The sequence below is a fragment of the Nocardioides turkmenicus genome, assembly GCF_011045035.1.
Classification (GTDB): domain Bacteria; phylum Actinomycetota; class Actinomycetes; order Propionibacteriales; family Nocardioidaceae; genus Nocardioides; species Nocardioides turkmenicus.
Map to the genome: position 1 here is coordinate 39,019 of NZ_JAALAA010000009.1, position 24,016 is coordinate 63,034.

A 24,016-nucleotide genomic window follows, 5' to 3' on the forward strand; every position below is an offset into this window, starting at 1 on the left:
ACGGACGACGCCACTCCCGGCAGAACCCTTCCCTGCCGCTCGCGACGCCTCAACGTCACCGGTCCGGTTGTTGTCACTCTCATGGTAAGAGTGCCAGCCTCATGTTTAGCACTCGACCCCTGCGAGTGCAAGAAATTCGAGCGGATGACGGCGGTCAGAGAGCCTTCGCGAGCTCCGCGAACTCGAGGTCGTCGCGCAGCGGCAGGCCGAAGCGCTCGTCGCCGTAGGGGAAGGGCTCGAACCGCCCCGTACGCCGGAACCCCCGCCGCTCGTAGAACGCGATCAGGTCCTCGCGCTGGCGGATCACGGTCATCCGGATCTCCTCAGCACCCCACTCGCGCGCGATCCGCTCGGCCTCGGCCATCACGGCCTTGCCGACACCGGCGCCCTGGAGCGTCGGCGAGACGGAGAACATGCCGAAATAGACGTACGCCTCCCGCTTCTGCAGCTGGCAGCAGGCGACGATCTCCCCCGGCCGCGCGGCCGGCTGCTCGGCGACCAGGAGCCGGGAGCCCGGCGCGGTGATCACCTCGCGTACGCCCTCGGGGTCGGTGCGCTGGCCGGCCAGCAGGTCGGCCTCGGTGGTCCAGCCGGCTCGGGAGGCATCGCCGCGGTAGGCCGACTCGATCAGGGCCACCAGCGTGTCCACGTCGGAGAAGGTGGCGTCACGGAAGGTCAGATCGGGCACGTCGCCGAGATTAGCCGGAGGCAACACGCACCCGCTGGTCGAGCCGCGAGGCCGCCTGCGGCCGAGCGTGTCGAGACCAACACAGTCCCATCGGAGCGCGACAGGGGACCGTGTTGGTCTCGACACGGATTCGTTCGTCCTCACGAATCCGGCTCGACCAGCGGCGGGATTGTTCAGGCGGGCAGGTCCGGCAGCGACGGCCGGCGCAGCCAGGCGTCGAAGAGCGGGGTGAGGTCGCGGCCGCAGACCTCGGCCGCGAGCGCCTCGAAGTCGCCGGTGGTGACGGTGCCGCCGCTGTGCCGAGAGACCCAGGTGTGCAGCAGCCGGAAGAAGGACTCGTCCCCGACCGTACGCCGCAGCGCGTGCAGCGTGAGCGCTCCGCGCTTGTAGACCCGGTCGTCGAACATGTCCGCGGGCCCGGGGTCGGCGAGGACCAGGTCCTGCGGCAGCCCGGCGAGCCGACGGTGGTGGTGGCGGGCGTGCTCACCGCAGGCGCGGCCGCCGGAGGCGTCCGACCACAGCCACTCGCTATAGCAGGCGAAGCCCTCGTGCAGCCAGATGTCGCGCCACTCGCGCAGCGTCACCGCGTTGCCGAACCACTGGTGGGCGAGCTCGTGGGCGACGAGGCGTACCTCCGACCACTCGCCGGTGAGGTGGTTGCGCCCGAAGGTCGACAGCGACTGCGACTCGAGCGGGATCTCGAGCTCGTCGTCGGTGACCACGACGGAGTAGGAGGCGAACGGGTAGGGCCCGAAGACCGAGGTGAAGTAGGCCATCATCTCCCGCTGCCGCCCGAAGGAGGCCTCGAAGCCCGCGGTGGCGTCGACCGGGTACGCAGCCCGGATCGGCACCCGGCCGCCCGGCCCTTCGCCGGGCGGGAGATCGACGACCCGGTAGCGCCCGACCTGCACCGTGGCCAGGTAGGTCGCCATCGGCTCGGCCTGCCAGTAGCGCCAGGTCTCCCCGCTGCCGCGGCGTACGCGGGAGGTCAGCTCGCCGTTGGAGACGACCGCGTAGCCGGGTGCGGTGGTCACGCTGATCGCGTAGCGGGCCTTGTCGGAGGGCCGGTCGTTGCAGGGGAACCAGGTCGGCGCGCCGTGCGGCTGACCGGCGACGATGACACCGTCGTCGAGCTCCTCCCAGCCGGCGTCGCCGTGGTGCGGCAGCACCACGGGGCGGGGCTTGCCGGAGTACCTGACCGTGATCACGAACTCCTCGCCGGCCGCGATCCGCGAGCGGAGGTTGAGGACCAGGCGGTGGTCGTGGTGGGCCCACTTGGCCGGCGGACGGCCGTTGACCGCCACCTTCTGCACCCGCAGGTGGGCGAGGTCGAGGACGACCCGGTTGATGTCGTCGACCGCGACCGCGCGGATCGTCGCGGTGCCCGCGAGCCGATTGCCGACCAGGTCGTAGGTCAGCTCGAGGTCGTAGTGGGTCGCGCTCCACGACGCGTCCCCGTGACCCGGCAGATAGGGGTCGGCGGTCGGGGGCTTCGGCACGGCGGTCATGTTAGGGGCCTTCCTGGTCCCACGGGCCGATCGGGTTGCCGATCCAGAGCGTCTTGTCGGGCAGGCTCTCGCCGCGCATCACCAGCGACACCGGGCCGACGACCGCATGCCGGCCGATGGCTGCGGCGGGCAGGATGACGGAGTTGGGACCGAGCGTCGCGCCGCGCCGGAGGACGACCTCGTCGAGGGCCAGCACCCGGTCGTGGAACAGATGGGTCTGCACGACGGTGCCGGCGTTGACCGTGGCGCCGTCGCCGAGCTCGACCAGGTCGGTCTCGGGGAGCCAGTGGGTGTCGATCCACACGCCGCGGCCGATCCTCGCACCGAGCGCACGGAACCAGAGGTTGAGCACCGGGGTGCCCGACACGGCGCCGGTGAACCAGGGCGCGGCGAGCACCTCGACGAAGGTGTCGGCCAGCTCGTTGGCCCACACGAACCAGCTCCACAGCGGGTGCGAGCCCGCCCGGATCCGGCCGACGAGCAGCCATTTCGCCGCGACCGTGACACCGGCCGCGACGGCTCCCGCGGCCGCGAGCACCGGCCCGGCGACCAGGACCACGACGAGCAGGTCGGTCGCCTCCCAGATCCTGACGAGCACGTAGGCCACCCCGGCGTAGAGCAGCACGGCGAGCGTCTGCGGCACCAGCCGGGCCACCTCGACGAGCGCACGGGCGATCTTGAGGCGTGCCGGCGGGTCATAGGTACGTCCCGAGTCGGCCTCTCCGGCCGCCCGGCGCAACGGCGCCGGCGGCGAGCCGAGCCAGCTCTCGCCCTTCTGCGCCCGCTTGCGCCGAGGCGCCGCGCTGAGCACCGCGACCAGCGACGCCTTCGGCACCTTGCGGCCGGGCGCGGCCATGCCCGAGTTGCCGACGAAGGCGCGCTTGCCGATCTTGACCCGCTCGACCCGCAGCCAGCCGCCGCCGAGCTCGTAGCCGCCGATCAGGGTGTCGTCGGCGAGGAAGCTCTGGTCGTTGACCTGGGTGAGGCCGGGGATCATCAGCACCGTGGAGGCCTCGACGTGGCGACCGATCCTGGCGCCGAGCGACCGCAGCCACAGCGGCGTCAGCGTCGAGGAGTAGAGCGGGAAGAGCCAGGTGCGGGCCTCGTCGAGCACCTGCATCGTCGACCAGACCGCGACACCGGCCAGGCTGCGTACGGGATGGACGCCTGGGCGGATCGCCAGCCCGGCGAGCCGCACCACCACCCAGATCAGCACAGCCAGCGTCGCGAAGCCGGCCGCCACCGCGACCGGGCTCCAGGCGAGCAGCGGCCCGATGTCGGCGTAGGAGCCGGGCACGCCGGCGAGAGCGACCGCGACGAGCGTCCCGACGCCGATGGCGGCGGCCGGGAGCAGGGCGAGGACGGCGGCCGCGATGCCGTAGAGGAGCATCCAGACCCGGGCGCGCGCCTGCGGTGGCTGCCACGGGCCGCGCGCCTCCCGGGCGGCACGGACGGCCGGCGAACCCGACCAGAACTCGCCCGCCGGCACCGTCCCGAAGACCGCGGACCCCGGCCCCACCTCGGCGTCGTCGCCCACCGTTGCGCCCGGCAGCAGCGTCGACCGCGCCCCCACGCGAGCACGGTCGCCCACCGAGACCTCGCCGAGATGGAGCACGTCGCCCTCGATCCAGTGGCCGGAGAGGTCGACCTCCGGCTCGATCGAGCAGCCCTTGCCGAGGGTGAGCATGCCGGTGACCGGCGGCAGGCTGTGCAGGTCGACGTTCTTGCCCATCCGCACGCCGAGCAGCCGGGCGTACCAGAGCATCCACGGCGCCCCCGCGAGCCCGTGCGCGCCGAGCTCGTCGACAGCGTGCGTCGCCAGCCACAGCCGCAGATGGACCTTGCCGCCGCGCGGGTGCTGCCCCGGTCGTACGCCGCGAAGGATCAGCCGCGCAGCCCCGGCGGCGAGTAGCATCCGCCCGGGCGGCGTCAGGAAGAGCACGATCGCGGGCACCAGCACCCACCAGCTGACCGAGGGCAGCCAGGGTGCCCACGGCTGCGCGAGCGTCGTCCCGAGCGCGATCCAGGTCAGCCAGCGCGGCGCCGCGAGGCAGCGCAGCAGGATCGTCGCGACCACCTGCGCGGCCTGGGTCTCGAGACGTACCGCCGGCACCTCGCGCTCGGAGACCGCGGCCGAGCTGCCCAGCTCGTCGATGTACGCCGCCAGCGCCCCGAGCGCCGGCCGGTCGTAGACGTCGCCGAGCGCGACCTCCGGGAAGCGCTCGCGGATCAGGCTGACGATCTGGGCCGCGGTCAGGCTGCCCCCGCCGAGGTCGAAGAAGTCCGCCTTCGGCCCGTCGACCTCGGCACCGAGCACGTCGTTCCACAGCCCGGCCAGCCAGGCCTCGGTGTCGCTGAGCCCCTCCCCCGCACCTGCCGCGGAGGCGAGCGGCCACGGCAGCACGTCGCGGTCGACCTTCCCGCTGGTACGCGTCGGGAGGCTGTCGACGACAGCCAGCCGCGGCACCAGGGCCGCCGGCATGTCGGCCCGGAGCCGGGCGACGGAGGCCGCCTGGTCGAAGGTGTCGTCGACGGTGACGTAGCCGACCAGGAGGCTGTTGCCGGCAGCGCTCTTCCGCACGGCCGCCGCGGCCCCGACGACACCGGGGAGCTGCAGCAGGGCGCTGTCGATCTCGCCGAGCTCGATCCGCCGTCCGCCGAGCTTGATCTGGTCGTCGGCGCGGCCGCCGAAGAGCAGACCGGCGGGGTCGTTGACGACGAGATCGCCCGAGCGGTAGGCCCGTGACCAGCCGAGGGTGGGCATCGGGGCGTACTTCTCGGCGTCCTTGGCCGCGTCCAGGTAGCGCGCCAGGCCGACGCCGCCGATGATCAGCTCGCCGGTCTCGCCCTCGGGGACGGGGATGCCGGTCGCGGGGTCCACGACGGCGAGGTCCCAGCCGTCGAGCGGGAGACCGATCCGCACAGGTCCCTCGGCAGTGAGCCGGGCACCACAGGCCACCACCGTCGCCTCGGTCGGGCCGTAGGTGTTCCACACCTCCCGGTCGGGCGTAACCAGTCGGGCCGCGAGCTCGGGCGGGATCGCCTCACCACCGGTGATCAGCAGCCGGACGCGGTCGAGCGACGAGGGCGGCCACAGCGCGACCAGCGTCGGCACCGTGGAGACGATGGTGATCTGGTTGGCGACCAACCACGGGCCGACGTCGACCCCGGAGCGCACCAGCGCGCGCGGCGCCGGGACCAGGCAGGCGCCGTAGCGCCAGGCCAGCCAGATCTCCTCGCAGCTCGCGTCGAAGGCGACCGAGAGGCCGGCCATCACCCGGTCACCGACCCCGATGGGGGCGTCCTGGAGGAAGAGGCGCGACTCGGCGTCGACGAACGCGGCGGCGTTGCGGTGGGTGACCGCGACCCCCTTCGGGGTGCCGGTCGACCCCGACGTGAAGATCACCCAGGCGTCGTCCTCCGTCGACGGCTCCTCCGGCTCGCGCGCCTCGCGCGGCTCAGCCAGGGTGGTGACCCGCAGGTCGTTGGTCACGACCGCCGCGACGTGTGCCTCGCCGAAGACCAGCCGGGCCCGCTCCTCGGGGTCGTCCGCATCGACCGGCACGTAGGCGGCGCCGGCGCAGAGGATGCCGAGGATCGCGACGTACAGGTCGTTGGTGCCGCTCGCGATCCGCAGCCCGACCTTGTCCCCCGGCCCGATCCCCGCGGCGTTGAGCTCGGCGGCCAGCCCGTCGGCGGCTTCCTCGAGCTCGGCGTACGTCAGCAGGCCGTTGCCCGCCTCCACGGCCGGCTCGTCGGGCACCTGGGCGGCGGTCGCCCGGAAGATGTCGACGAGAGTCCGGGGCTCAGGCGCGAGCTGGCCACGCAGCAATGGGTCGGTCACGCGACCACGTCCGTAGCGCAAGCGCCATCGTACGGACGCGGTCGCGTGAAGCTTGGATGGTTCACTCGCTTACGCTCGCTCACACGCGGAGCCTTCCGGGAACAGTTGAACGGATGCCGTACATCTTCCTTCCTTCTCGGTGTCGATTTGTCCTTGTCCCACCCGTCATCCCCGGTGACAGACTCATTCGAGGCGAGAAGGGGAACCCACGATGACCAGATACATGGTGCTGCTGCCGACGAACGAGGCCTTCTGGGCCGAGTCGACGCCGGAGGAGAAGGCCGCCGGCTACGAGGTGCACGGCAAGTTCGCCAAGCTGCTCGCCGAGCGCGGCCACAAGGTCACCGGCGGCGCCGAGCTCCACCACTCCAGCAAGGCCAAGACGCTGCGCAAGCAGGGCGGCGAGGTGGTGATCACCGACGGCCCGTACGCCGAGACCGTCGAGCACGTCACCGGCTTCTACACGATCGAGACCGACGACGTCGACGACATGCTCGAGTGCTGCAAGGTGCTCGCCGAGCTGGAGACGGCGCTCGAGGTCCGCGAGATCGTCGACCACGAGGGGATGTCATGAACTTCCTCCTTCTCCTGGGCGGCGCTGACCACCACGATCGCTGGGACGCGCTGTCCGACGAGGAACGCGACCAGGCGCACGCCGACTTCATCGCCTTCGAGAAGGCGCTCATCGAGCGCGGCACCCGTCTCGCCGGCGACGCGGTCGGCCGCCCGGAGACCGCGCGAACCATCCACCCGGACGGCACCGTCACCGACGGGCCGTTCGCGGAGTCGGTCGAGCAGCTGGGCGGTTTCATCCTCATCGATGTGCCCACGATCGACGACGCGGCGGAGCTCGCCGACCTGCTGCCGAAGCGCTTCGCGACCGAGATCCGTCCGTGCCTCGGGGTGAAGCTCAGCTGATGTCTCTGGCCGAGAGGCTGCTGCGTGACGAGTGGGGCCGGTTGCTGGCCCTGCTCGTCGCGCAGTTCCGGCGTCTCGACCTGGCCGAGGAGGGGCTGGCCGACGCCTTCGAGACGGCCGCCCGGCGCTGGCCGGTCGAGGGCGATCCCGACAACGGCGCCGCCTGGCTGCTCACCGCCGCCCGCCGCCGGATCGTGGACCGGATGCGCTCGGAGGAGGTGCTGGCCCGCAAGATGCCGCTGCTCGCGGTGGACGCGGCGCTGACCCAGGAGGCGCAGCAGGTCATGGTCACGGTGCCGGCCGCGGCCGGTGGCGAGGCGGTCACCGACGAGCGGCTCCGGCTGGTCCTGCTCTGCGCCCATCCGTCGCTCTCCCGGGAGGCCGCTGCGGCGCTGACCCTCCGGCTGGTCCTCGGCGTCTCCACCGACGACATCGGCCGACTGTTCCTGCAGTCGAAGGCCACCATGGCCGCCCGCCTCACCCGGGCGCGAAAGCGGCTCGCGGGCGCGTCCTTCGAGGTGCCGACCGACCTCGCCGAGCTAGCCGGCCGGGTCGGCATCGTCGCCGAGGTCGCCTACCTCGCGTTCACGGCGGGCTACGCCCCCGGCACCGGCCCCGACGTCGTACGCAGCGACCTCGCCGGCGAGGCGATCCGGCTGGTCCGCGTGCTCCGGACGGTGCTCCCGGCCCCGGACCCGGAGGTCGACGCGCTGCTCGCCCTGATGCTCCTGCAGCACTCCCACCGAGAGGCGCGCATCGGTCCCGACGGGAGCCTGGTCCTGCTCCCCGACCAGGACCGCAGCGCATGGAATCTCGCGGAGATCACCGAAGCCCTCGCCATCCTCACCCCGCTGGCCCACTCAGCGCCGGCGCCCTACCTCCTCCAGGCCCTGATCGCCGCCGAGCACGCCGTCGCGCCGAGCGCCGGGGCGACCGCCTGGGACCGGATCATCGAGCGCTACGACGAGCTCCTCGCGCTGCGCGACACCCCGGTCGTACGTCTCAACCGAGCCGTCGCGGTGGCCGAGGCCCACGGCGCCGAAGCCGGGCTCGAGGCGCTGGAGTCGGTCGCTCTGCCGGGACACCGGCTGCCCGCCGTACGAGCCCAGCTGCTGGAGCGGGCCGGGCGTCACCGCGACGCGGCCGAGGCCTACGCGGAGGCCATCGCGCTGTGCACGCACGGACCGGAGCGGACCGACCTGACCCGGCGCCGGAACGCCCTGGAAGGTTTTGCGAACCGATCGCTAGACGAGAACACGTTCTAGTTGCCACACTCGGGGATGTGACCCCGATCACCCTTCCGGACATCATCGAGGCGATGGCCGACGCCGTCCCCGACCGCACCGCCGTGTTCACGATGCAGCACGCCTACAGCTTCGCCGAGATCGACGAGCGCGCCAGCAGGCTGGCCAACCACCTGATCAGCCAGGGCATCAAGCCGGGCGACCACGTCGCCGTCCACTCCCGCAACCGGATCGAGTGGGTCGACGCCTTCTACGGGTGCATGAAGGCGCGGGCGGTGCCGATCAACATCAACCACAAGTACCTCCACGACGAGCTCGACCACCTCTACCGCAACTCCGACGCGGTGATGGCGATCATCGGGCCCGAGCACGTCGAGGCCGTCGCCGCGCTCGGGCTCGGGATCCCGACGCTGGTGATGGGCGATGAGTACGACGCCGCGGTCGCCGCCGCACCCAAGGAGCGCCCCGACATCGAGCGCAGCCCCGACGACCGCTACGTCATCTACACCGGCGGTACGACCGGGATGCCGAAGGGCGTCGTGTGGCGCCAGGAGGACATCATCCGGGGCGCGATGAACGCGAGCCGGTTCGGGGCGCCGTTCGAGACCGTCGAGCAGCTCGCCGAGGAGGCCGCGGCGCAGGAGACGCCGATGGTGCTGCTGGCCTGCGGCCCGATGATGCACGGTGGCAGCCAATGGATCATGGGCAACGGCCACGTCGCGGGCTGCACGGTCTCGCTCTACACCGAGCCGACCTGGACGGCCGAGACGATCCTCGACCTCGTCCAAGCCGCCGGCGTCAACTCGCTCACCTTCCTCGGCGACGCGATGGGCCGCCCGGTCGCCGAGGCGATCCTGCGCGAGCCGGATCGCTGGGACCTGAGCTCCTTGTTCGCCGTCTCGAACGGCGCCGCGCCACTCTCCGCCGGGGTCCGCGCCCAGCTCCGCGAGGCGCTGCCGGGCCGCTACATCCTCGACTCCTACGGCGCCTCCGAGTCCGGGGCGACCGGCATGCAGGTCGACGAGGGCGACGAGGGCGCACAGGCCGCACCGAAGTTCCAGGTCGGGATCGACGTACAGGTCTTCGACACCGAGCTGAAGCCGTGCGCTCCCGGCGAGACCGGGATGCTCGCGCGCACCGGCTCGATCCCGCTCGGCTACTACAACGACCCGGTGAAGACCGCGGCGACGTTCAAGGAGGTCGACGGGCAGCGCTGGTCGATCCCCGGCGACTTCGCCCGGCGCGAGGAGGACGGCTCGATCACCGTCCTGGGCCGCGGCTCCGGCTGCATCAACACCGGCGGCGAGAAGGTCTTCCCCGAGGAGGTCGAGGCGGTCCTGCTCCGGCACGCGGACGTCTTCGACACCGCGGTCGTCGGCACACCGCACGAGCGCTGGGGCCAGCAGGTCACCGCGCTGGTGCAGCTCCGCGAGGGCGCCACCACCTCGATCGACGGGCTCCGGGAGCACTGTCGCAGCCTGATCTCCGCCTACAAGGTGCCCAAGGACATCCTGCTCGTGGAGCGAGTCCCTCGCACACCGGTCAGCAAGGTGGACTATCGTGCGAGCGCTACGGTCGCTGCCGAGCTGCTCGAGGCGCGTCGGTGACGGCCGGCTGATCAGACGTACGGCCCGGTGCCGTACGCCCCACCTCTGGCCCTAACCAAGGAAGGCGCAGACGTCCCTGTGTCCGCCGTGATCCCCCTCACACTGCCCGACATCCTGGAAGCGATGGCCGATGCGATCCCCGACCGCACGGCAGTCGTCACCACCGAGCGCGCCTACACGTACGCCGAGATCGACGAGCGTGCCACGCGCCTGGCCAACCACCTGCTGAGCGTCGGCCTCGAGCCGGGTGCCCAGGTCGCCGTCCACGCGACCAACCGGATCGAGTGGGTCGACGCCCTCTACGGGTGCCTCAAGGCCCGCACGATCCCGGTCAACATCAACCACGCCTACCGGCGTGACGAGCTGGCCAGGACGTACGCCGCCACCGACTGTGTCGCCGCCATCGTCTCCCCCGAGTTCACCGACGACCTCGACGAGCTCGACCTGAAGCTCGACCACCGGGTCGTCCTCGGCCCTGACTACGACGCCAAGGTCGCCGCCGCGTCCAAGGAGCGGCCGACGGTCGGACGTACGCCGGGCGACTGGCACATCATCTTCACCACCGGCACCACCGGCACCCCGAAGGGTGCGGTCTGGCGCCAGGAGGACCTGATCTGGGCGGCGCTCAACACCGTCCGCCGCAACGCCCCGATCCCGTCGGTCGAGGGGCTCGCCGCCGAGGCGGCCGCCCGCGACTCAGGCGTCGTCCTGCTCGCCGGCGGACCGCTGCTGCACGGCCAGAGCCAGCTGCTGCTCCTGCGGGCGCTGGTCGCCGGCGGCACCGCGGTGCTCTACACGTCCGAGTCGTTCTCGGCGGAGTCCTTCCTCGACCTGGCCGAGAGGTCCGGCGCCACCGCGATCACCCTCCTCGGCGACGCCCAGGCGCGGCCGGTGGCCGCGGCGCGGCTGGTCGGGAAGAAGCGCTGGCCGCTGCACTCGCTCGCGGGTGTCTCCAACACCGCGGCTCCCCTCTCCGACGGCGTCCTCTCGGTGCTCCGCAACGCGTTCGCCCGCCGGGTCATCGTCGACTCCTACGGCACCCTGGAGACCGGCGTCACCGGGTCTCGCGCCGACGACGGCACTCCCCTCGTCCCCGGCGAGGCGCGCTTCATGGTGGGTCCGGAGGTGGAGGTCTTCAACCCGGACCTCACCCCGGCGGCACCCGGCGTCGAGGGCCTGCTGGCCCGCTCCGGCCCGGCAGCGCTCGGCTACTACAAGGACAACGCCCGCTCGGCCACCGCGATCAAGCTGATCGACAACCGGCGCTGGACCTTCCCCGGCGACCTCGCCCGCCGTGAGGAGGACGGCTCGATCACGCTGCTCGGCCGGGCCGCGACCCTGGTACGGACCGGCGATCTCGAGATCCACCCCGAGACGATCGAGGGCGTGCTCCTCGCCCACGACGACGTCGTTGACGCCGCCGTCTTCGGCATGCCCCACCCGCGTTGGGGCCAGCAGGTCGCGGCCCTGGTGCAGCTGACCCCGGACTCCGAGACCGCCGCCGCCGACCTGCGCAAGCACGCCCGATCGGTGCTCGGCGACTCTCACGAGCCCAAGCTTGTCCTGCTGGTCGAGTCGGTGCCGCGTACGCCGGCGGGGACCGTCGACTACCGCGCCGCCGCCGGACTCACGGCCGACCTGCTCAGCACCGGCGGCAAGCGTACGGACGAGGCGGACGCCGAGACCGCCCAGTAGGCCGCGCGGGCTGATATCCACCCATACCCCCTATGGGCTGATATCCTCACATCCATCGCATGAGTTGATATCAGCCCATAGGAGCCGGTTGTGTCGGACTATCACCTCACCGCAAGGTCACCGGAAGCACTCGGCCAGGCCCTCGCACGCCTTCGAGCGAAGCGCGGCGTCACTCAGGACGAGCTCGCGGAGGCACTCGGCATCTCACGGCGATACATCTACGAGGTCGAGTCCGGGAAGCCCAACCTGTACGCCACACGCATCTTCGAGCTGCTCCGAGAGCTTGGTGCCCATATCGAGATCCATGCCCGGGTCGACGACGAGGGTCAGCACTGATGCGCGATCCGCTCGACATCTGGCTCTACGGCACACGCATCGCCATCGTGTCCGAGGCGCACGACGGCCGCATCACCCTGTCGTGGACCGTTGAGTCGCAAGAACGTTGGCCCGAAGGGACGCGCCTGCTGTCGGCAAAACTGACTGTCGGCGACGTGCCGGTTCCCGCACTGGTGAAGAACTATCTGGACGGACTTCTCCCCGAAGGAAACGCCCGAACCAACCACGCCATGAGCGCAGGCGTCCCGCCGGATGACTCGTTCGCGATGATCCGGTCGTACGGTCGCGATACGACCGGCGCGGCCATCTTCGTCCCCGAAGGGACGGATGACCCCACCGCCAACGGGCGATACGTGCCACTGACGCAGGACCAGCTCGCTGAACGGATTCGACGCGCTGACGAGCACTCCCCGGCGGGCACGCTCGGGACGACGGTGGAGTCGATCAGTCTTCCGGGAATGGTCCCGAAGATAGCCGTCCACCACGAGGACGGCGACTGGTTCGCGTGCAAGGACGGGGCGCCATCGACCTGGATCGTCAAACGAGGCAGCTCAGCGGAATCCGGCATCGCTGATGTCATCGACACCGAGGTCGCCTCTCTGACACTCGCTCGTATGGTCGGCCTGACCAGCATCGACGCGAAGATCCTGGAGTTCGAGGACGTACGCGCCATTGCGGTCTCCCGCTATGACAGGGATCTCGGTGGCCCGCATCCCCGGATCCACCAGGAGGATCTCGCTCAGGCGATCGGTCTGAACACGTTGGATCCCAACCGGAAGTTCCAGTGGGGTTCGAAGATGCCCTCACTGCGACACGCTGCCGACGTACTCCGCCTCGACGGCGGCAACCCGGACGACCTCCTGCGACTGGTCACCTTCTCCCACCTCGTCGGTAACACCGATATGCACGCGAAGAACATCTCGTTCATCCGACGGGCCGACGGGAGCGTGACCCTGAGCCCGGCCTACGACATCTCGATGCATCTCCACCATCGCCGCGACAACAGGCGGTTCGCCTTGGACGTCAACGGGAAGTTCCTCGTCGACGAGGTCACCATCGACGACGTGGTCGCAGAAGGCCGCTCGTGGGGCCTACCGGAGCGGCGCGCCATCCGCGTCGTGAACCGCACTCTCTCCCAAGTCGCCGATGCCCTCGACACCATCGACCGCTCCGCTCACCCCGGCGTGAGCGCCGAGGCCTGGGACCTGGTCGAGAAGCGCATCCTCGACGCCAAGAGCGCTCGCCGAGTCGGCGCGTCATGACGAACCGACTCGACCGGTATTCGTGTCAGGATCCGGCGGCTCTTCCGCCTCGGGCGGGAGCTCGGGCAGGTGGTGGCCGAACGGGACCTGATGCACCTGTCCGAGGGCGGCCAGGACGGAGGGCAGCATCGCCTTGGCGGTGCGCTTGTAGCCCATCGCGCTGGGGTGGAAGTGGTCGATGGCGAACATCTCGTCGGGGTTCGTGATGAAGAACGGCCCGACGACGTCGGAGAGCGAGACGACGTGGGCACCCTTGGCCAGCGCGATCTCCCGCTGGCCGTCGGCCAGCTGCTTGGCGATCCTGCGTCCGAGCGATCGCAGCGGCTGCGGCAGCGGCCGCACCGCGCCGACGTCCGGGCAGGTGCCGACGACCACCTCGGCGCCACGCTCGCGCAGGGCGTCGATGACCTCGCCCAGCACCCGGATGGAGTCCTTCTGCGGCACCCGGTGGGTGACGTCGTTGCCGCCCACGATCACGACCGCGACGTCGGGCCGGTAGCCGTCCGGGAGCGACTCGAGCTGAGCCGGGACCATCGAGGTCTCGGCGCCGACCACGGCCGCCGTACGCAGCCGCACCGGTCGCTGCAGCGCCTTGGCCGTGCCCTTGGCCAGCCGTGCGCCGAGGGTGCCGCCCCTGGTCTCCGCGCCCAGCCCGGCGGCGATCGAGTCGCCGAGGACGAGGAGCTCGACCGGCGTACCTCCGAAGGTCTTCTTGTAGACCTTGTCGGCGTCGATCGCCTCCTCGCCCAGAGGCTTCCCGATCACGTCGCGCGCGTGGGCCGCCTGTCTCTTCAGCAACGTCACGAACCCGGCGCCGGCCGCCGCCCCCACCACCCCGATCGCACCGGCGACTCCGGCGGTGGCGGCGACCATACCGAGCCACCTGGCCTCTTCACTCGTCTTCGCGCTGCTCACATTCCTTATCTGTAGCGCACGAGTGTGAACGCGAGGCCAACCTACGCCCGGGAGAGCCCGGCTTCCTCGAAGGAGTCGTAGTTGGGGGCGATGGTGGCGCGGGGGCCGACGATGCCGCTGACCGCGTCAAGGGTCTTGAGGCCGTGGCCGGTGTTGATGATCACCGTCTCCAGGCTCGGGTCGAGCGCGCCGGTCTCGACGAGCTTCTTGGTGACCGCGAGGGTCGTGCCGCCGGCGGTCTCGGTGAAGATGCCCTCGGTGCGGGCCAGGAGCACGATCGCGGCGCGGATCTCGTCGTCGGTGACCTCCTCGACGGCGCCGCCGGAGGAGCGGGTGGCGTCGAGGACGTAGATGCCGTCGGCCGGGTTTCCGATCGCCAGCGACTTCGCGATGGTGTCGGGCTTGACCGGGCGGATGGCGTCGACGCCGGCCTTGAAGGCGGTCGCGACCGGGTTGCATCCGGTGGCCTGTGCGCCGAAGATCCGGTAGGGCTTCTCCTCGACCAGGCCGAGCTTGATCAGCTCCTTGAAGGCCTTGTCGACCTTGGTCAGCTGGGACCCGGAGGCGACCGGGATGACGATCTGGTCGGGCAGGCGCCAGCCGAGCTGCTCGGCGATCTCGAAGCCGAGCGTCTTGGAGCCCTCGGCGTAGAAGGGACGTACGTTGACGTTCACAAACGCCCAGCCGTCCTCCTCCGCCGCGATCTCCTGGGCCAGCTTGTTGACGTCGTCGTAGTTGCCGTCGACCGCGATCAGGTTGTCGGTGAAGACGGCCGAGTTGACCTGCTTCGGCTGCTCGAGGTTGCTCGGGATGAAGACCGCGGTGGGGATCCCGGCGCGGGCGCCGGCGGCGGCCACGGCGTTGGCCAGGTTGCCGGTCGAGGGGCAGGCGAAGACCTTGGCGCCGAGCTCGCGGGCGGCGCTCAGGGCGCACGCGACCACGCGGTCCTTGAAGGAGTTGGTCGGGTTGGTCGAGTCGTCCTTCACCCAGATCTTCTCGACGCCGAGCTCCTTGGCGAGGTTCTTCGCGTCCAGGAGGCGGGTGAAGCCGGGCTCGGTGTTGGGGCTCTGCTCGATGTCGGCAGGCACCGGCAGCAGCGCCTTGTAGCGCCAGATGTTGCGGGGTCCGGCCTCGATCTCCTCGCGGGTCACGGCCGGGAAGTCATAGGCCACCTCCAGTGGCCCGAAACACTCCGGACAGGCGTAGTGCGGACCGAGGTCGATCTGGTTGCCGCACTCGCGGCACGATAGTGCCGAGGCGTTGCCGAAGGCGCCCTCGCGAAGGCCGGCGGTCGTGGTCTCCGTGGTTGCAGCGCTCATGAGAAACCTCCTCCTCATCTTCCCCGATCACGTCTCTCGCGCCGGGCCGGAATTAGCACCTGCTCCGCTACCCGCCCAGGCTTGGGAGGAGGCTCGCGGTCGGTTGCCGGGACTTCACTGGGCCGTTCCCTCAGTCCCTCTCGATGAGCAGTAGCGATCGTACGGCAGGTATCCGGCGCCCCACACACCCGGGTTCCACTCCGCGGACCGCTCGTCCACTATTTGGACCGACCTCAGCGCGCGCGGAGCCGGCGCAGCATCCGGGCGTCGTCGAAGCCAACCGCCCGGGCCGCCGACTCCATGGTCGTGCCCGCGGCGATCAGGTGGTCGGCGCGCTCGCGGCGAAGGGCCTGCTGATACCGGAGCGGCGTGAGGCCGGTCGCGCGCACGAAGGCGCGGGTCAGGGTGCGCTCGCTCACTCCCACGCCGTCGGCCAGACCGGCGAGCGGCAGCGACTCGGCGAACCGGGCGTCGATGACGTCCTGCACGTGGTGGACGGTGTCGTCGAGATGGTTCCGGTGGCGCAGCAGGACGCTCTCCTGCGGTTGGTCGCCGTTACGGCGGGCGTAGACGACCATGTCACGGGCCACCCGCGCAGCCAGCGCCGGGCCGTGGCGCATCGCGAGGAGGTGGAGGCTCAGGTCGATACCGCTGGCGATGCCGGCCGACGTCACGATCCGGTCATCGGTGGTGAAGAGGACGTCCCGCACCACCCGGGCCTTCGGGTAGCGCCTGGACAGCGCGTCCTGGAGGTCGTGGTGGGTGGTGCAGAGACGGCCGTCGAGGAGCCCGGCCTGACCGAGGGCGTCGGCGCCCGCGCAGACGCTCGCCACCTCGCCCCCGGCCGCATGATGTGCCCGCAGCCGCTCGGCGGTCTCCCGGGTGAGCCGGGGACCGCCGACAAGGTCGTACGCAGCCCGCCAGCCCGGCACGACGAGGAGGTCGCCGGGGTCGAGGTCGGGCCACTCCGCCGCGGCCGCCAGCGGCAGCCCCTGCGCCGAGAGCACCTCCCCCGGCGCGGTGCCGGCGACGTACACGAGCTCGTAGGGGTGGCCGAGGTTGCCGGCGGTGTGGAACGCCTGTGCCGGCCCGGCGAGATCGAGCAGATGTACGCCGGGCAGCAGCACGAACACGACCTTGCTCACGCTGCAGATGCTGCCACAGCCTCCAGCTCGGCGATGGTCGCGATCTCGGCGAACCGGCCGCTGAGCACGAGCTTCGTACGCTCCACGACCTCCTCCGCGGACAGTCCGCCCAGCGGCTCGGTGGTGACGGCGTCGGCCACGTAGGTGACCTGGTAGCCGAGGTCGAAGCCGACCCGCGCGGTGGTCTCGACACACTGCTCGGCGCGGATCCCGCACACCACGAGCTCGGTGACCCCGTGCTGGGTCAGCACCTGCTGCAGGTTGGTGGTGGTGAAGGGGTTGTGGGAGGTCTTGCGGACCGCGACCTCACCTTCCCGGGGACCGCTGAGGCCGTCGAGATAACGCACGTGGCCCGAGGCCGGGTCGAAGGCGCCGCCGCTGCCGGGCTCGGTGTGCAGCACCCACACGACCAGGTCGCCGGCGGCCCGCGCAAGGCTCACCAGCCGTTCGGCGCGCTCGGCGATGTCGGGGTGAAGAGTCTGCGGCCAGGCCTCGAGCTGGCGGAAGGACTCCTGGATGTCGATGACGATGAGGGCTCGGTTGCTCATGCCTCCAGTGTGCGAGCTGCCCGCTCGACGCACGAGGCATCAAGCGGGCAGCATCCGGAACGATCCGGTCAGGCAGCGGCAACCGTGCTCTCCGCGGTGGCCTCTCCCTCGGCGGGCGCCAGGGCGCCGCGTACGACATCCCTGACATCGCTCACCAGGTTGATCGTCAGCGCCTCCTTCACGTCGTCCGGGACCTCGTCCAGGTCGGGTTCGTTGCGCTGGGGCACGAAGACCTCGGTCAGGCCGGCCCGCTGGGCGGCGAGCAGCTTCTGCTTCAGGCCACCGATGGGCAGCACCCGGCCGGAGAGGGATACCTCGCCGGTCATGCCGACCTCGCTGCGCACCGGGCGACCGGTCGCGAGCGAGGTGAGCGCGGTGACCATCGTGATGCCGGCCGACGGCCCGTCCTTCGGGACCGCTCCCGCAGGCACGTGGACGTGCAGCGAACGGTCGAGCACCGCCGGGTCGACGCCCAGCTCAGCCGCGTGCGAGCGGACGAAGGAGAGCGCGATCTGCGCGGACTCCTTCATCACCTCGCCGAGCTGACCGGTGATGTTCAGCCCGGTCTGCCCGTCGGCCGCGGACGCCTCGATGAAGAGCACGTCCCCACCGAGCCCGGTGACGGCCAGCCCGGTGGCGACGCCCGGGACCGACGTACGCTCCGCCGACTCCGGCGTGAACCGGGGCCGTCCGACCAGGTCCTTGAGGTTGTCCAGGTCGACCTCGACGTGCTCCGTGCCGGTGGCGAGCTTCGTCGCCGCCTTGCGCAGCGCCTTGGCGATGAGCCGCTCGAGCTGGCGTACACCCGCCTCGCGGGTGTAGTTCGCCGCCAGCTCACGAAGGGCGTCGTCGGAGACTGTGACCTCCTCGGCGGTCACCGCGGCGCGCTCGAGCTGCCGGGGCAGCAGGAAGTCGCGGGCGATGGCGACCTTGTCGTCCTCGGTGTAGCCGTCGATCGTGACCAGCTCCATCCGGTCCAGCAGCGCGCTCGGGATCTGCTCCACGACGTTGGCCGTGGCGATGAAGAGCACGTCGGAGAGGTCCAGGTCGAGCTCGAGGTAGTGGTCGCGGAAGGTGTGGTTCTGCGCCGGGTCGAGCACCTCGAGCAGCGCCGCCGCCGGGTCGCCCCGGTAGTCGGAGCCGACCTTGTCGACCTCGTCGAGGAGCACGACCGGGTTCATCGAGCCGGCCTCCTTGATGGCCCGCACGATCCGGCCCGGCAGCGCGCCGACGTAGGTGCGCCGGTGACCGCGGATCTCGGCCTCGTCGCGGACGCCACCCAGCGCGACCCGGACGAACTTCCGTCCGAGCGAGCGCGCGACCGACTCACCGAGCGAGGTCTTGCCGACTCCTGGCGGTCCGGCGAGCAGCACGACGGCGCCGGAGCCACGGCCGCCGATGACCTGCAGGCCCCGCTCTGCGCGGCGAGCGCGGACGGCGAGATACTCGACGATCCGGTCCTTGACCTCCTCGAGGCCGTGGTGGTCGGCGTCGAGCACCTCGCGGGCGGCAGTCACGTCGGTCGAGTCCTCCGTGACCACACCCCAGGGCAGCTCCAGCACCGTGTCGAGCCAGGTGCGGATCCAGGCGGTCTCGGGGTTCTGCTCGGAGCCACGCTCGAGCTTGTCGACCTCGCGGAGCGCGGCCTCGCGTACGGCCTCGGGGAGGTCGGCGGCCTCGACCCGGGCCCGGTAGTCGTCGGAGCCCTCGGGCTCGCCCTCGCCGAGCTCCTTGCGGATCGCGGCGAGCTGCTGGCGCAGCAGGAACTCCCGCTGCGTCTTCTCCATGCCCTCGCGTACGTCCTCGGCGATCTTGTCGCTGACCTCGGACTCGGCGATGTGGTCCTTGGCCCAGGCGATCACCTTCTCGAGCCGCTCGGTGACGTCCGGCGTCTCCAGCAGCTCGCGCTTGGCCTCGTCGTCGAGGTAGGGCGCGTAGCCGGCGGTGTCGGCGATCTCGGACGGATCGGTCAGCCGGTTGACCTGGTCGATGACCGGCCAGGCCTCGCGACGCTGCAGAACGGCGACGACCAGCCGCTTGTACTCCTCGGCCAGCTCCTTCGCGTGCTCGGTGGTCGTCTCGGTGGCGGGCTCGACCTCGACCCAGAGCGCGGCACCGGGCCCGGTCACGCCGGAGCCGATCTTCGCCCGGCCGACGGCCCGCAGCACCGCCGCGGGCTCACCACCGCGGAAGCGGCCGACCCGCTCGATCGTGGCGACGGCACCGTACGTGGCGTACCGGTCCCCCAGCCGCGGCGCGACCAGCAGCCGGCTGTCCGAGCCGGCCCGGGCGGCGTCGATCGCCGCCTGCGAGGCCTCGTCGAGCTCGATCGGCACGACCATCCCCGGCAGGACCACGGCGTCCGAGACGAACAGCACAGGAAGCTTGTCCATGCGGACCCTCCTAGAAAGTTGAGTGATACTGGCTCAACTTCCGAGAGCAACCGGATGTTCCCTCCGGTTAGCGTGTTCGCTGTGAGCGGACGGCGCGAGCTGTAACACGCTGTTACACCGACTATCCGGTCGTTCAGAACGACCGGATAGTGCAACGAACGACGTGTTACACGCGCGCCGCCTACACCGCAGCCGCGTCGGCCGCCAGGCGGCCCAGCAGCTCCAGGACACCCTCCGGCCCATCCACCTCGAGGTCGGCCAGCCCGGCGAGCGGGCCGCGGTCGGAACCGGCGTGGGAGTAGACGAGCAGCGTGGGCGACCCGGTGGTCTTGCCCCACGCCTTGACGGCCTCGAAGGCCTCGATGTCCCCCAGGTCGTCGCCGCCGAACAGGATCGCGCCGGGGTCGACCTCATCGATCAACGTGGAGATCGCGTGTCCCTTGTGCATGCCCGGGGCGCGTACCTCGATGACCTGCTTGCCGGGCTCGATCATCAGCCCGTGCTCGGCCGCCAGGGACGTCAGCGGCGGGAGCAGGCGCGCGGCGAGACCGTCGGGGTCGGAGAACTTGCGGGTGTGCACCCCGACGGCGAGGCCCTTCTCCTCGATGTAGGCGTCCTGGGCCCCGTGCTCCGCGAGCACAGCGGGCAACGCCGCCTCGAAGGCGCCGAGGCCCTCGGGCGGCGGCGGTCCGGCGACGACGCGGTCCGAGCCGCTCCAGCGCTCGTTGCCGTACTGCCCGAAGACGTACAGCTCCTTGCCCATCTCGGCGAGGGCATCGGCGATCGCGGAGAGCCCGCCGAGCTCGACGACCTGTCCGGCCGGGCGTCCGGTGACGACGGCCAGCGCCTTCACCCGGGACGCGAGTGCGATCAGGACCGAGGCGGCGTCCGGATGGATCCTGGCTGCGGCAGGGTCCTCGACGATCGGCGAGAGCGTCCCGTCGAAGTCGAGACCGACGAGGGTGTCGGCGGCAGCGGCGGCCACCTCGGCGTACTTCTGCTCACCGGCGACGGCATCGGGCTGGAGTTCGGCCATGCCTCAACTGTGACACGGCAACCACCTCCGGGCCGACCGAGAATCCCGGGCCGTGCGCCAGATCACACACCGCCGGTAGCGGCCGGAGATCCTCAGAGGGCGCCGGTCAGCACGACCGTCAGCCGGTCGCCCTTCATCGAGCCCTCCACCGACAGATGGGTGCGTTTGATGCCGAGGTCGTCGGCCAGCTGCTGGCCCTCGCGCTTCATCCCCTGCGGGAAGTAGACGGTGTTCTCCGGCACGGAGCCCATCCAGTTGTCCTCACCGACGACGTTCCAGCCGACCGTGGTCGCCTTCGCCGCGACGTCGCCGGCGAGGCCGGCGATGTTGGACTGGTTGTAGACCTCGACGCTGACCTTGGCACGGTCGACGGGCGAGGGCTCGGCCTTGGCCGGCTTCTTCGCCTCCGTCTTGGCCGGTTTCGGCTTCACCGACGCCGAGGCCGAGGGACTTGCCCCGGCCTGGGCGATCTTCTCGTCCCCGTCATCGGAACCGCCGGTGGCCCAGAAGACGATCACCGCGGCGACGACGGCCACCACGCTCAGCGCGATGACGGGTGTCGGGAGCGCGACGCCACGCTCCCCCTTCGAAGGACGTACGCTGCCGGTCATTCAGACCTCGAAACCGAGCCGTCTCGCCGAGCGCTGACGCTGCCGGGCCGCGCGGAGCCGTCGGAGGCGGCGTACGAGCAGCGGGTCAGCCTCGAGGGCCTCCGGCTTGTCGATCAGCGCGTTGAGCACCTGGTAGTAGCGGGTGGCGGACATGTTGAACGCCTCACGCACGGCGGCCTCCTTGGCCCCGGCGTACTTCCACCACTGGCGCTCGAAGTCAAGAATCTGCTTGTCGCGTTCGCTGAGGCTCGCGGGGTCCTCGCCTGGGCCTGTGACCTGCACGTTTACAGCGCTCATTCCTCGTCCCCCGGTGTCGTCTGCATCTGACGACACCCTAACGCGCCGAACTACACGGCTGTGGTTCACCCTTCGGCGTGTTACTCGACAGGTATTCATGATCGGGCCCCGGAATCACGAGTGGAACGACACCGCCCAGAACTTGGCCCCGGTCCATTAGAGTCGGGGATGTGCAGGCTGACCTGGTAATCGTGGCCAATCGGCTCCCCGTCGACCGCGTGGAGATGCCGGACGGCACGAAGGCGTGGCGACGCTCTCCAGGAGGCCTGGTCAGCGCCCTCGAACCGGTCCTGCGGGCCAACGACGGCGTCTGGATCGGCTGGCCGGGCGGCACCGACGAGGACCTCGAGCCGTTCGAGGACGACGGGCTCCATCTGCTGCCGATGACCATGAGTGCCCAGGACATCGAGGAGCACTACGAAGGCTTCTCCAACGGCACCCTGTGGCCGCTCTACCACGACGTCGTGGCCAAGCCTGAGTTCCACCGCGAGTGGTGGGACGGCTACCAGCGCGTCAACAAGAGATTCGCCGAGAAGTGCGCCGAGGTGGCCGCCAAGGGCGCCACCGTCTGGGTCCAGGACTACCAGCTCCAGCTGGTCCCGCAGATGCTGCGCGAGCTCCGCCCCGACCTGCGCATCGGCTTCTACCTGCACATCCCGTTCCCGCCGGCCGAGCTCTTCCAGCAGGTCCCGTGGCGACGACAGCTGCTGGAAGGCCTGCTCGGCGCCGACCTGGTCGGCTTCCAGCTTCCCCAGGCGGCCCAGAACTTCGTACGTCTGGTGCGCCAGCGCGTCGGCCACAAGACCCACCGTGACCTGGTCTATCTCCCCGACGGACGCACCGTGCACGCGGCCGCGTTCCCGATCTCGATCGACTTCGTCGGCTTCGACGAGATGGCCCACGACGAGAGCATCAACCAGCGCGCCAAGGAGATTCGCCAGCAGCTCGGCGACCCGAAGAAGATCATGCTCGGCGTCGACCGGCTCGACTACACCAAGGGCATCTACGCCAGGCTGCGCGCCTTCGGCGAGCTGCTGCGCGACACCAAGCTCGACGTGGAGGACGTGATCTTCGTCCAGGTCGCGGTGCCGTCCCGCGAGCGGGTCGAGCAGTACCGCAAGCTCCGCGACGACATCGACCGCCTCGTCGGCAGGCTCAACGGCGACCTGGGCCGCATCGGCCGCCCGGCGATCTCCTACCTCCACACGAGCCTCCCCCGCGCCGAGATGGCCGCGCTCTACCGTGCCGCCGACATCATGGTCGTGACCCCCTACCGCGACGGCATGAACCTCGTCGCGAAGGAGTACGTCGCCTGCCGCTACGAGGACGACGGAGCCCTGGTGCTCTCCGAGTTCGCCGGCGCCGCCGAGGAACTGCGCCAGGCCTGGCTGGTCAACCCCTACGACATCAACGGCATGAAGGCGGCGCTGCTGGAGGCCTACGAGGCCGAGCCGAAGGAGCGCACCCGCCGGATGAAGGCGATGCGCAAGCAGGTCGCGACCAGGGACGTACGCCACTGGGCCGACACGTTCCTCGAGGAGCTCGCGGCCGTCCCCGGCAAGCACAAGAAGAGCGTGCTTCCGCCCAACAGCCACTAGGGGTCACCCAGGTGGCTAGAGTCGACGCGTGACCACCAACTCTGACCCGATCAGGTGGGGAATTCTCGGCACCGGCCGGATCGCCCACTCCCTTGCCACCGATCTGATGCTCGTCCCCGACGGGCAGCTCGTCGCGGTGGGCTCGCGGAGCAAGGAGTCCGCAGAGACGTTCGCGAAGGTGTACGCCGCCGAAGGCCCGGTCCGCGCGCACGGCTCCTATGAGGAGCTGGCCGCCGACCCCGAGGTCGACGTCGTCTACATCGCCTCCCCCCACTCCCACCACCTCGAGCACGCGACCCTCGTGCTCGAGGCCGGCAAGCACGTGCTGTGCGAGAAGGCGCTGACGCTCAACGCCCCCGACTCGCAGACCATGGTCGACCTGGCCACCTCCAAGAAGCTGTTCCTCATGGAGGCCATGTGGATGGCGACCAACCCGATCATCCGGCGCCTCGTCGCCGACGTGAAGTCGGGCCGCTTCGGGGTCCCCCGCCACGTACACGCCGAGCTAGGCTTCGTCGCCGACCCGGAGAAGCACCAGCGCCTCCTCGACCCCGCCCTCGGCGCGAGCGCGCTGCTCGACATGGGCATCTACCCGCTCACCTTCGCCCACCTGCTCTCCGGTGAGGCCCGCTCGCTGACCGCTCAGGCCAACATCGGCACGGGCGCCGACGGCGGCACCTTCGACCTCGACCTGGTGATGACCGGGAAGTACGCCGGCAACGAGCTCTCCACGATGGTCTGCTCGGTCACCTCCTACTCCTCCCGCGCGGCCGCGATCGCCACCGACCAGGGCCGCATCGAGCTGACCGACTTCCACCACCCGTCCTCGGCGGTCTTCAAGCCCGCCGACGGGAGCGAGCCCGTCGAGATCGTCGGCGACGAGCCCGTCATCGGCGCTGCGTACGGCAACGAGATCGTGGAGGTGCAGCGGTGCCTGCGCGACGGGCTGCTGGAGTCCCCGCTGGTCCCCCACAGCCAGACGCTCAGCCTGATGCGCCAGATGGACATGATCCGCGAGTCCATCGGCGCCCGCTTCGCCGGCGAGTCCTGAG

Annotated in this window: 20 protein-coding genes and 1 riboswitch; of the genes, 9 read left to right on the forward strand and 11 right to left on the reverse strand. The window is 70.7% G+C overall.

What is annotated here, in order from left to right; all coding sequences use genetic code 11:
* Window positions 1-154 precede the first annotated feature (154 nt).
* From G5C66_RS12065 to G5C66_RS12075, 3 genes are all read right to left on the reverse strand, one after another.
* Window positions 155-688 carry a GNAT family N-acetyltransferase gene (locus tag G5C66_RS12065; RefSeq protein WP_165111218.1) on the reverse strand — a complete coding sequence of 178 codons (534 nt, stop codon included), beginning with the start codon at window positions 686-688 and terminating at the stop codon, window positions 155-157.
* A 173-nt stretch (window positions 689-861) separates the two neighbouring features.
* The gene (locus G5C66_RS12070) at window positions 862-2,196 is read right to left on the reverse strand and encodes a M1 family metallopeptidase (RefSeq protein ID WP_165111219.1); all 1,335 of its coding nucleotides are present in this window, start codon (window positions 2,194-2,196) and stop codon (window positions 862-864) included.
* Between the two features lies 1 nt (window position 2,197).
* Window positions 2,198-6,040, reverse strand: a complete 3,843-nt coding sequence (locus tag G5C66_RS12075) for a Pls/PosA family non-ribosomal peptide synthetase (RefSeq protein ID WP_165111220.1) — start codon at window positions 6,038-6,040, stop codon at window positions 2,198-2,200.
* A gap of 211 nt (window positions 6,041-6,251) precedes the next feature.
* On the opposite strand from G5C66_RS12075, the gene G5C66_RS12080 reads away from it, so the two are divergent.
* The 7 genes from G5C66_RS12080 to G5C66_RS12110 all read left to right on the forward strand — a co-directional run bounded on the left by G5C66_RS12080 (window position 6,252) and on the right by G5C66_RS12110 (window position 13,102).
* Window positions 6,252-6,614: a YciI family protein gene (locus G5C66_RS12080; protein ID WP_241248459.1), complete on the forward strand. Its 363-nt coding sequence runs from the start codon at window positions 6,252-6,254 to the stop codon at window positions 6,612-6,614.
* Window positions 6,611-6,958, forward strand: coding sequence for a YciI family protein (locus G5C66_RS12085; protein WP_165111221.1), 348 nt, complete (start codon window positions 6,611-6,613; stop codon window positions 6,956-6,958). Before G5C66_RS12080 ends, G5C66_RS12085 begins: the two co-directional genes overlap by 4 nt.
* Window positions 6,958-8,223: an RNA polymerase sigma factor gene (locus G5C66_RS12090; RefSeq protein WP_165111222.1), complete on the forward strand. Its 1,266-nt coding sequence runs from the start codon at window positions 6,958-6,960 to the stop codon at window positions 8,221-8,223. The genes G5C66_RS12085 and G5C66_RS12090 overlap by 1 nt, the downstream gene beginning before the upstream one ends.
* A 17-nt stretch (window positions 8,224-8,240) precedes the next feature.
* Window positions 8,241-9,809, forward strand: a complete 1,569-nt coding sequence (locus G5C66_RS12095; RefSeq protein ID WP_165111223.1) for an AMP-binding protein — start codon at window positions 8,241-8,243, stop codon at window positions 9,807-9,809.
* Window positions 9,810-9,896: 87 nt separating this feature from the next.
* Entirely contained in the window at window positions 9,897-11,504 is a 1,608-nt protein-coding gene (locus G5C66_RS12100) for an AMP-binding protein (RefSeq protein WP_165111224.1), read from the forward strand.
* 90 nt (window positions 11,505-11,594) lie between these two features.
* Window positions 11,595-11,840, forward strand: a complete 246-nt coding sequence (locus tag G5C66_RS12105; RefSeq protein WP_165111225.1) for a helix-turn-helix domain-containing protein — start codon at window positions 11,595-11,597, stop codon at window positions 11,838-11,840.
* Window positions 11,840-13,102: a type II toxin-antitoxin system HipA family toxin gene (locus G5C66_RS12110; RefSeq protein WP_165111226.1), complete on the forward strand. Its 1,263-nt coding sequence runs from the start codon at window positions 11,840-11,842 to the stop codon at window positions 13,100-13,102. The genes G5C66_RS12105 and G5C66_RS12110 overlap by 1 nt, the downstream gene beginning before the upstream one ends.
* Here G5C66_RS12110 and G5C66_RS12115 read toward each other — a convergent pair.
* From G5C66_RS12115 to G5C66_RS12150, 8 genes are all read right to left on the reverse strand, one after another.
* Entirely contained in the window at window positions 13,097-14,017 is a 921-nt protein-coding gene (locus tag G5C66_RS12115) for an SGNH/GDSL hydrolase family protein (protein ID WP_338144155.1), read from the reverse strand. The two genes, G5C66_RS12110 and G5C66_RS12115, sit on opposite strands and share 6 nt — an antisense overlap.
* 41 nt (window positions 14,018-14,058) lie before the next feature.
* Window positions 14,059-15,336, reverse strand: coding sequence for a threonine synthase (thrC, locus tag G5C66_RS12120; protein ID WP_165111227.1), 1,278 nt, complete (start codon window positions 15,334-15,336; stop codon window positions 14,059-14,061).
* An 11-nt stretch (window positions 15,337-15,347) separates the two neighbouring features.
* A riboswitch (SAM riboswitch) is annotated at window positions 15,348-15,486 on the reverse strand.
* Window positions 15,487-15,569: 83 nt separating this feature from the next.
* The gene (locus G5C66_RS26815; RefSeq protein ID WP_165111228.1) at window positions 15,570-16,481 is read right to left on the reverse strand and encodes a DJ-1/PfpI family protein; all 912 of its coding nucleotides are present in this window, start codon (window positions 16,479-16,481) and stop codon (window positions 15,570-15,572) included.
* Complete coding sequence (locus G5C66_RS12130) at window positions 16,478-17,029, reverse strand: isochorismatase family protein (protein ID WP_165111229.1); 552 nt, start codon at window positions 17,027-17,029, stop codon at window positions 16,478-16,480. Before G5C66_RS12130 ends, G5C66_RS26815 begins: the two co-directional genes overlap by 4 nt.
* A 68-nt stretch (window positions 17,030-17,097) precedes the next feature.
* Entirely contained in the window at window positions 17,098-19,422 is a 2,325-nt protein-coding gene (gene lon, locus G5C66_RS12135; protein WP_165111230.1) for an endopeptidase La, read from the reverse strand.
* Between the two features lie 181 nt (window positions 19,423-19,603).
* Window positions 19,604-20,458, reverse strand: coding sequence for a trehalose-phosphatase (otsB, locus tag G5C66_RS12140; RefSeq protein WP_165111231.1), 855 nt, complete (start codon window positions 20,456-20,458; stop codon window positions 19,604-19,606).
* A gap of 92 nt (window positions 20,459-20,550) precedes the next feature.
* Window positions 20,551-21,069 carry a LytR C-terminal domain-containing protein gene (locus tag G5C66_RS12145; RefSeq protein WP_165111232.1) on the reverse strand — a complete coding sequence of 173 codons (519 nt, stop codon included), beginning with the start codon at window positions 21,067-21,069 and terminating at the stop codon, window positions 20,551-20,553.
* Entirely contained in the window at window positions 21,070-21,366 is a 297-nt protein-coding gene (locus G5C66_RS12150; protein ID WP_091046051.1) for a DUF3263 domain-containing protein, read from the reverse strand.
* A gap of 155 nt (window positions 21,367-21,521) precedes the next feature.
* Between G5C66_RS12150 and G5C66_RS12155 the strand changes: the two genes are divergently transcribed.
* Together G5C66_RS12155 and G5C66_RS12160 are read left to right on the forward strand one after the other, a co-directional pair.
* A complete protein-coding gene (locus G5C66_RS12155; RefSeq protein ID WP_165111395.1) occupies window positions 21,522-22,964 on the forward strand; it encodes a trehalose-6-phosphate synthase in 1,443 nt (480 codons plus the stop codon).
* A gap of 28 nt (window positions 22,965-22,992) precedes the next feature.
* Window positions 22,993-24,015 (forward strand): Gfo/Idh/MocA family oxidoreductase, encoded by a 1,023-nt coding sequence (locus G5C66_RS12160; protein WP_165111233.1) that lies wholly within the window; start codon window positions 22,993-22,995, stop codon window positions 24,013-24,015.
* Window position 24,016 lies beyond the last annotated feature (1 nt).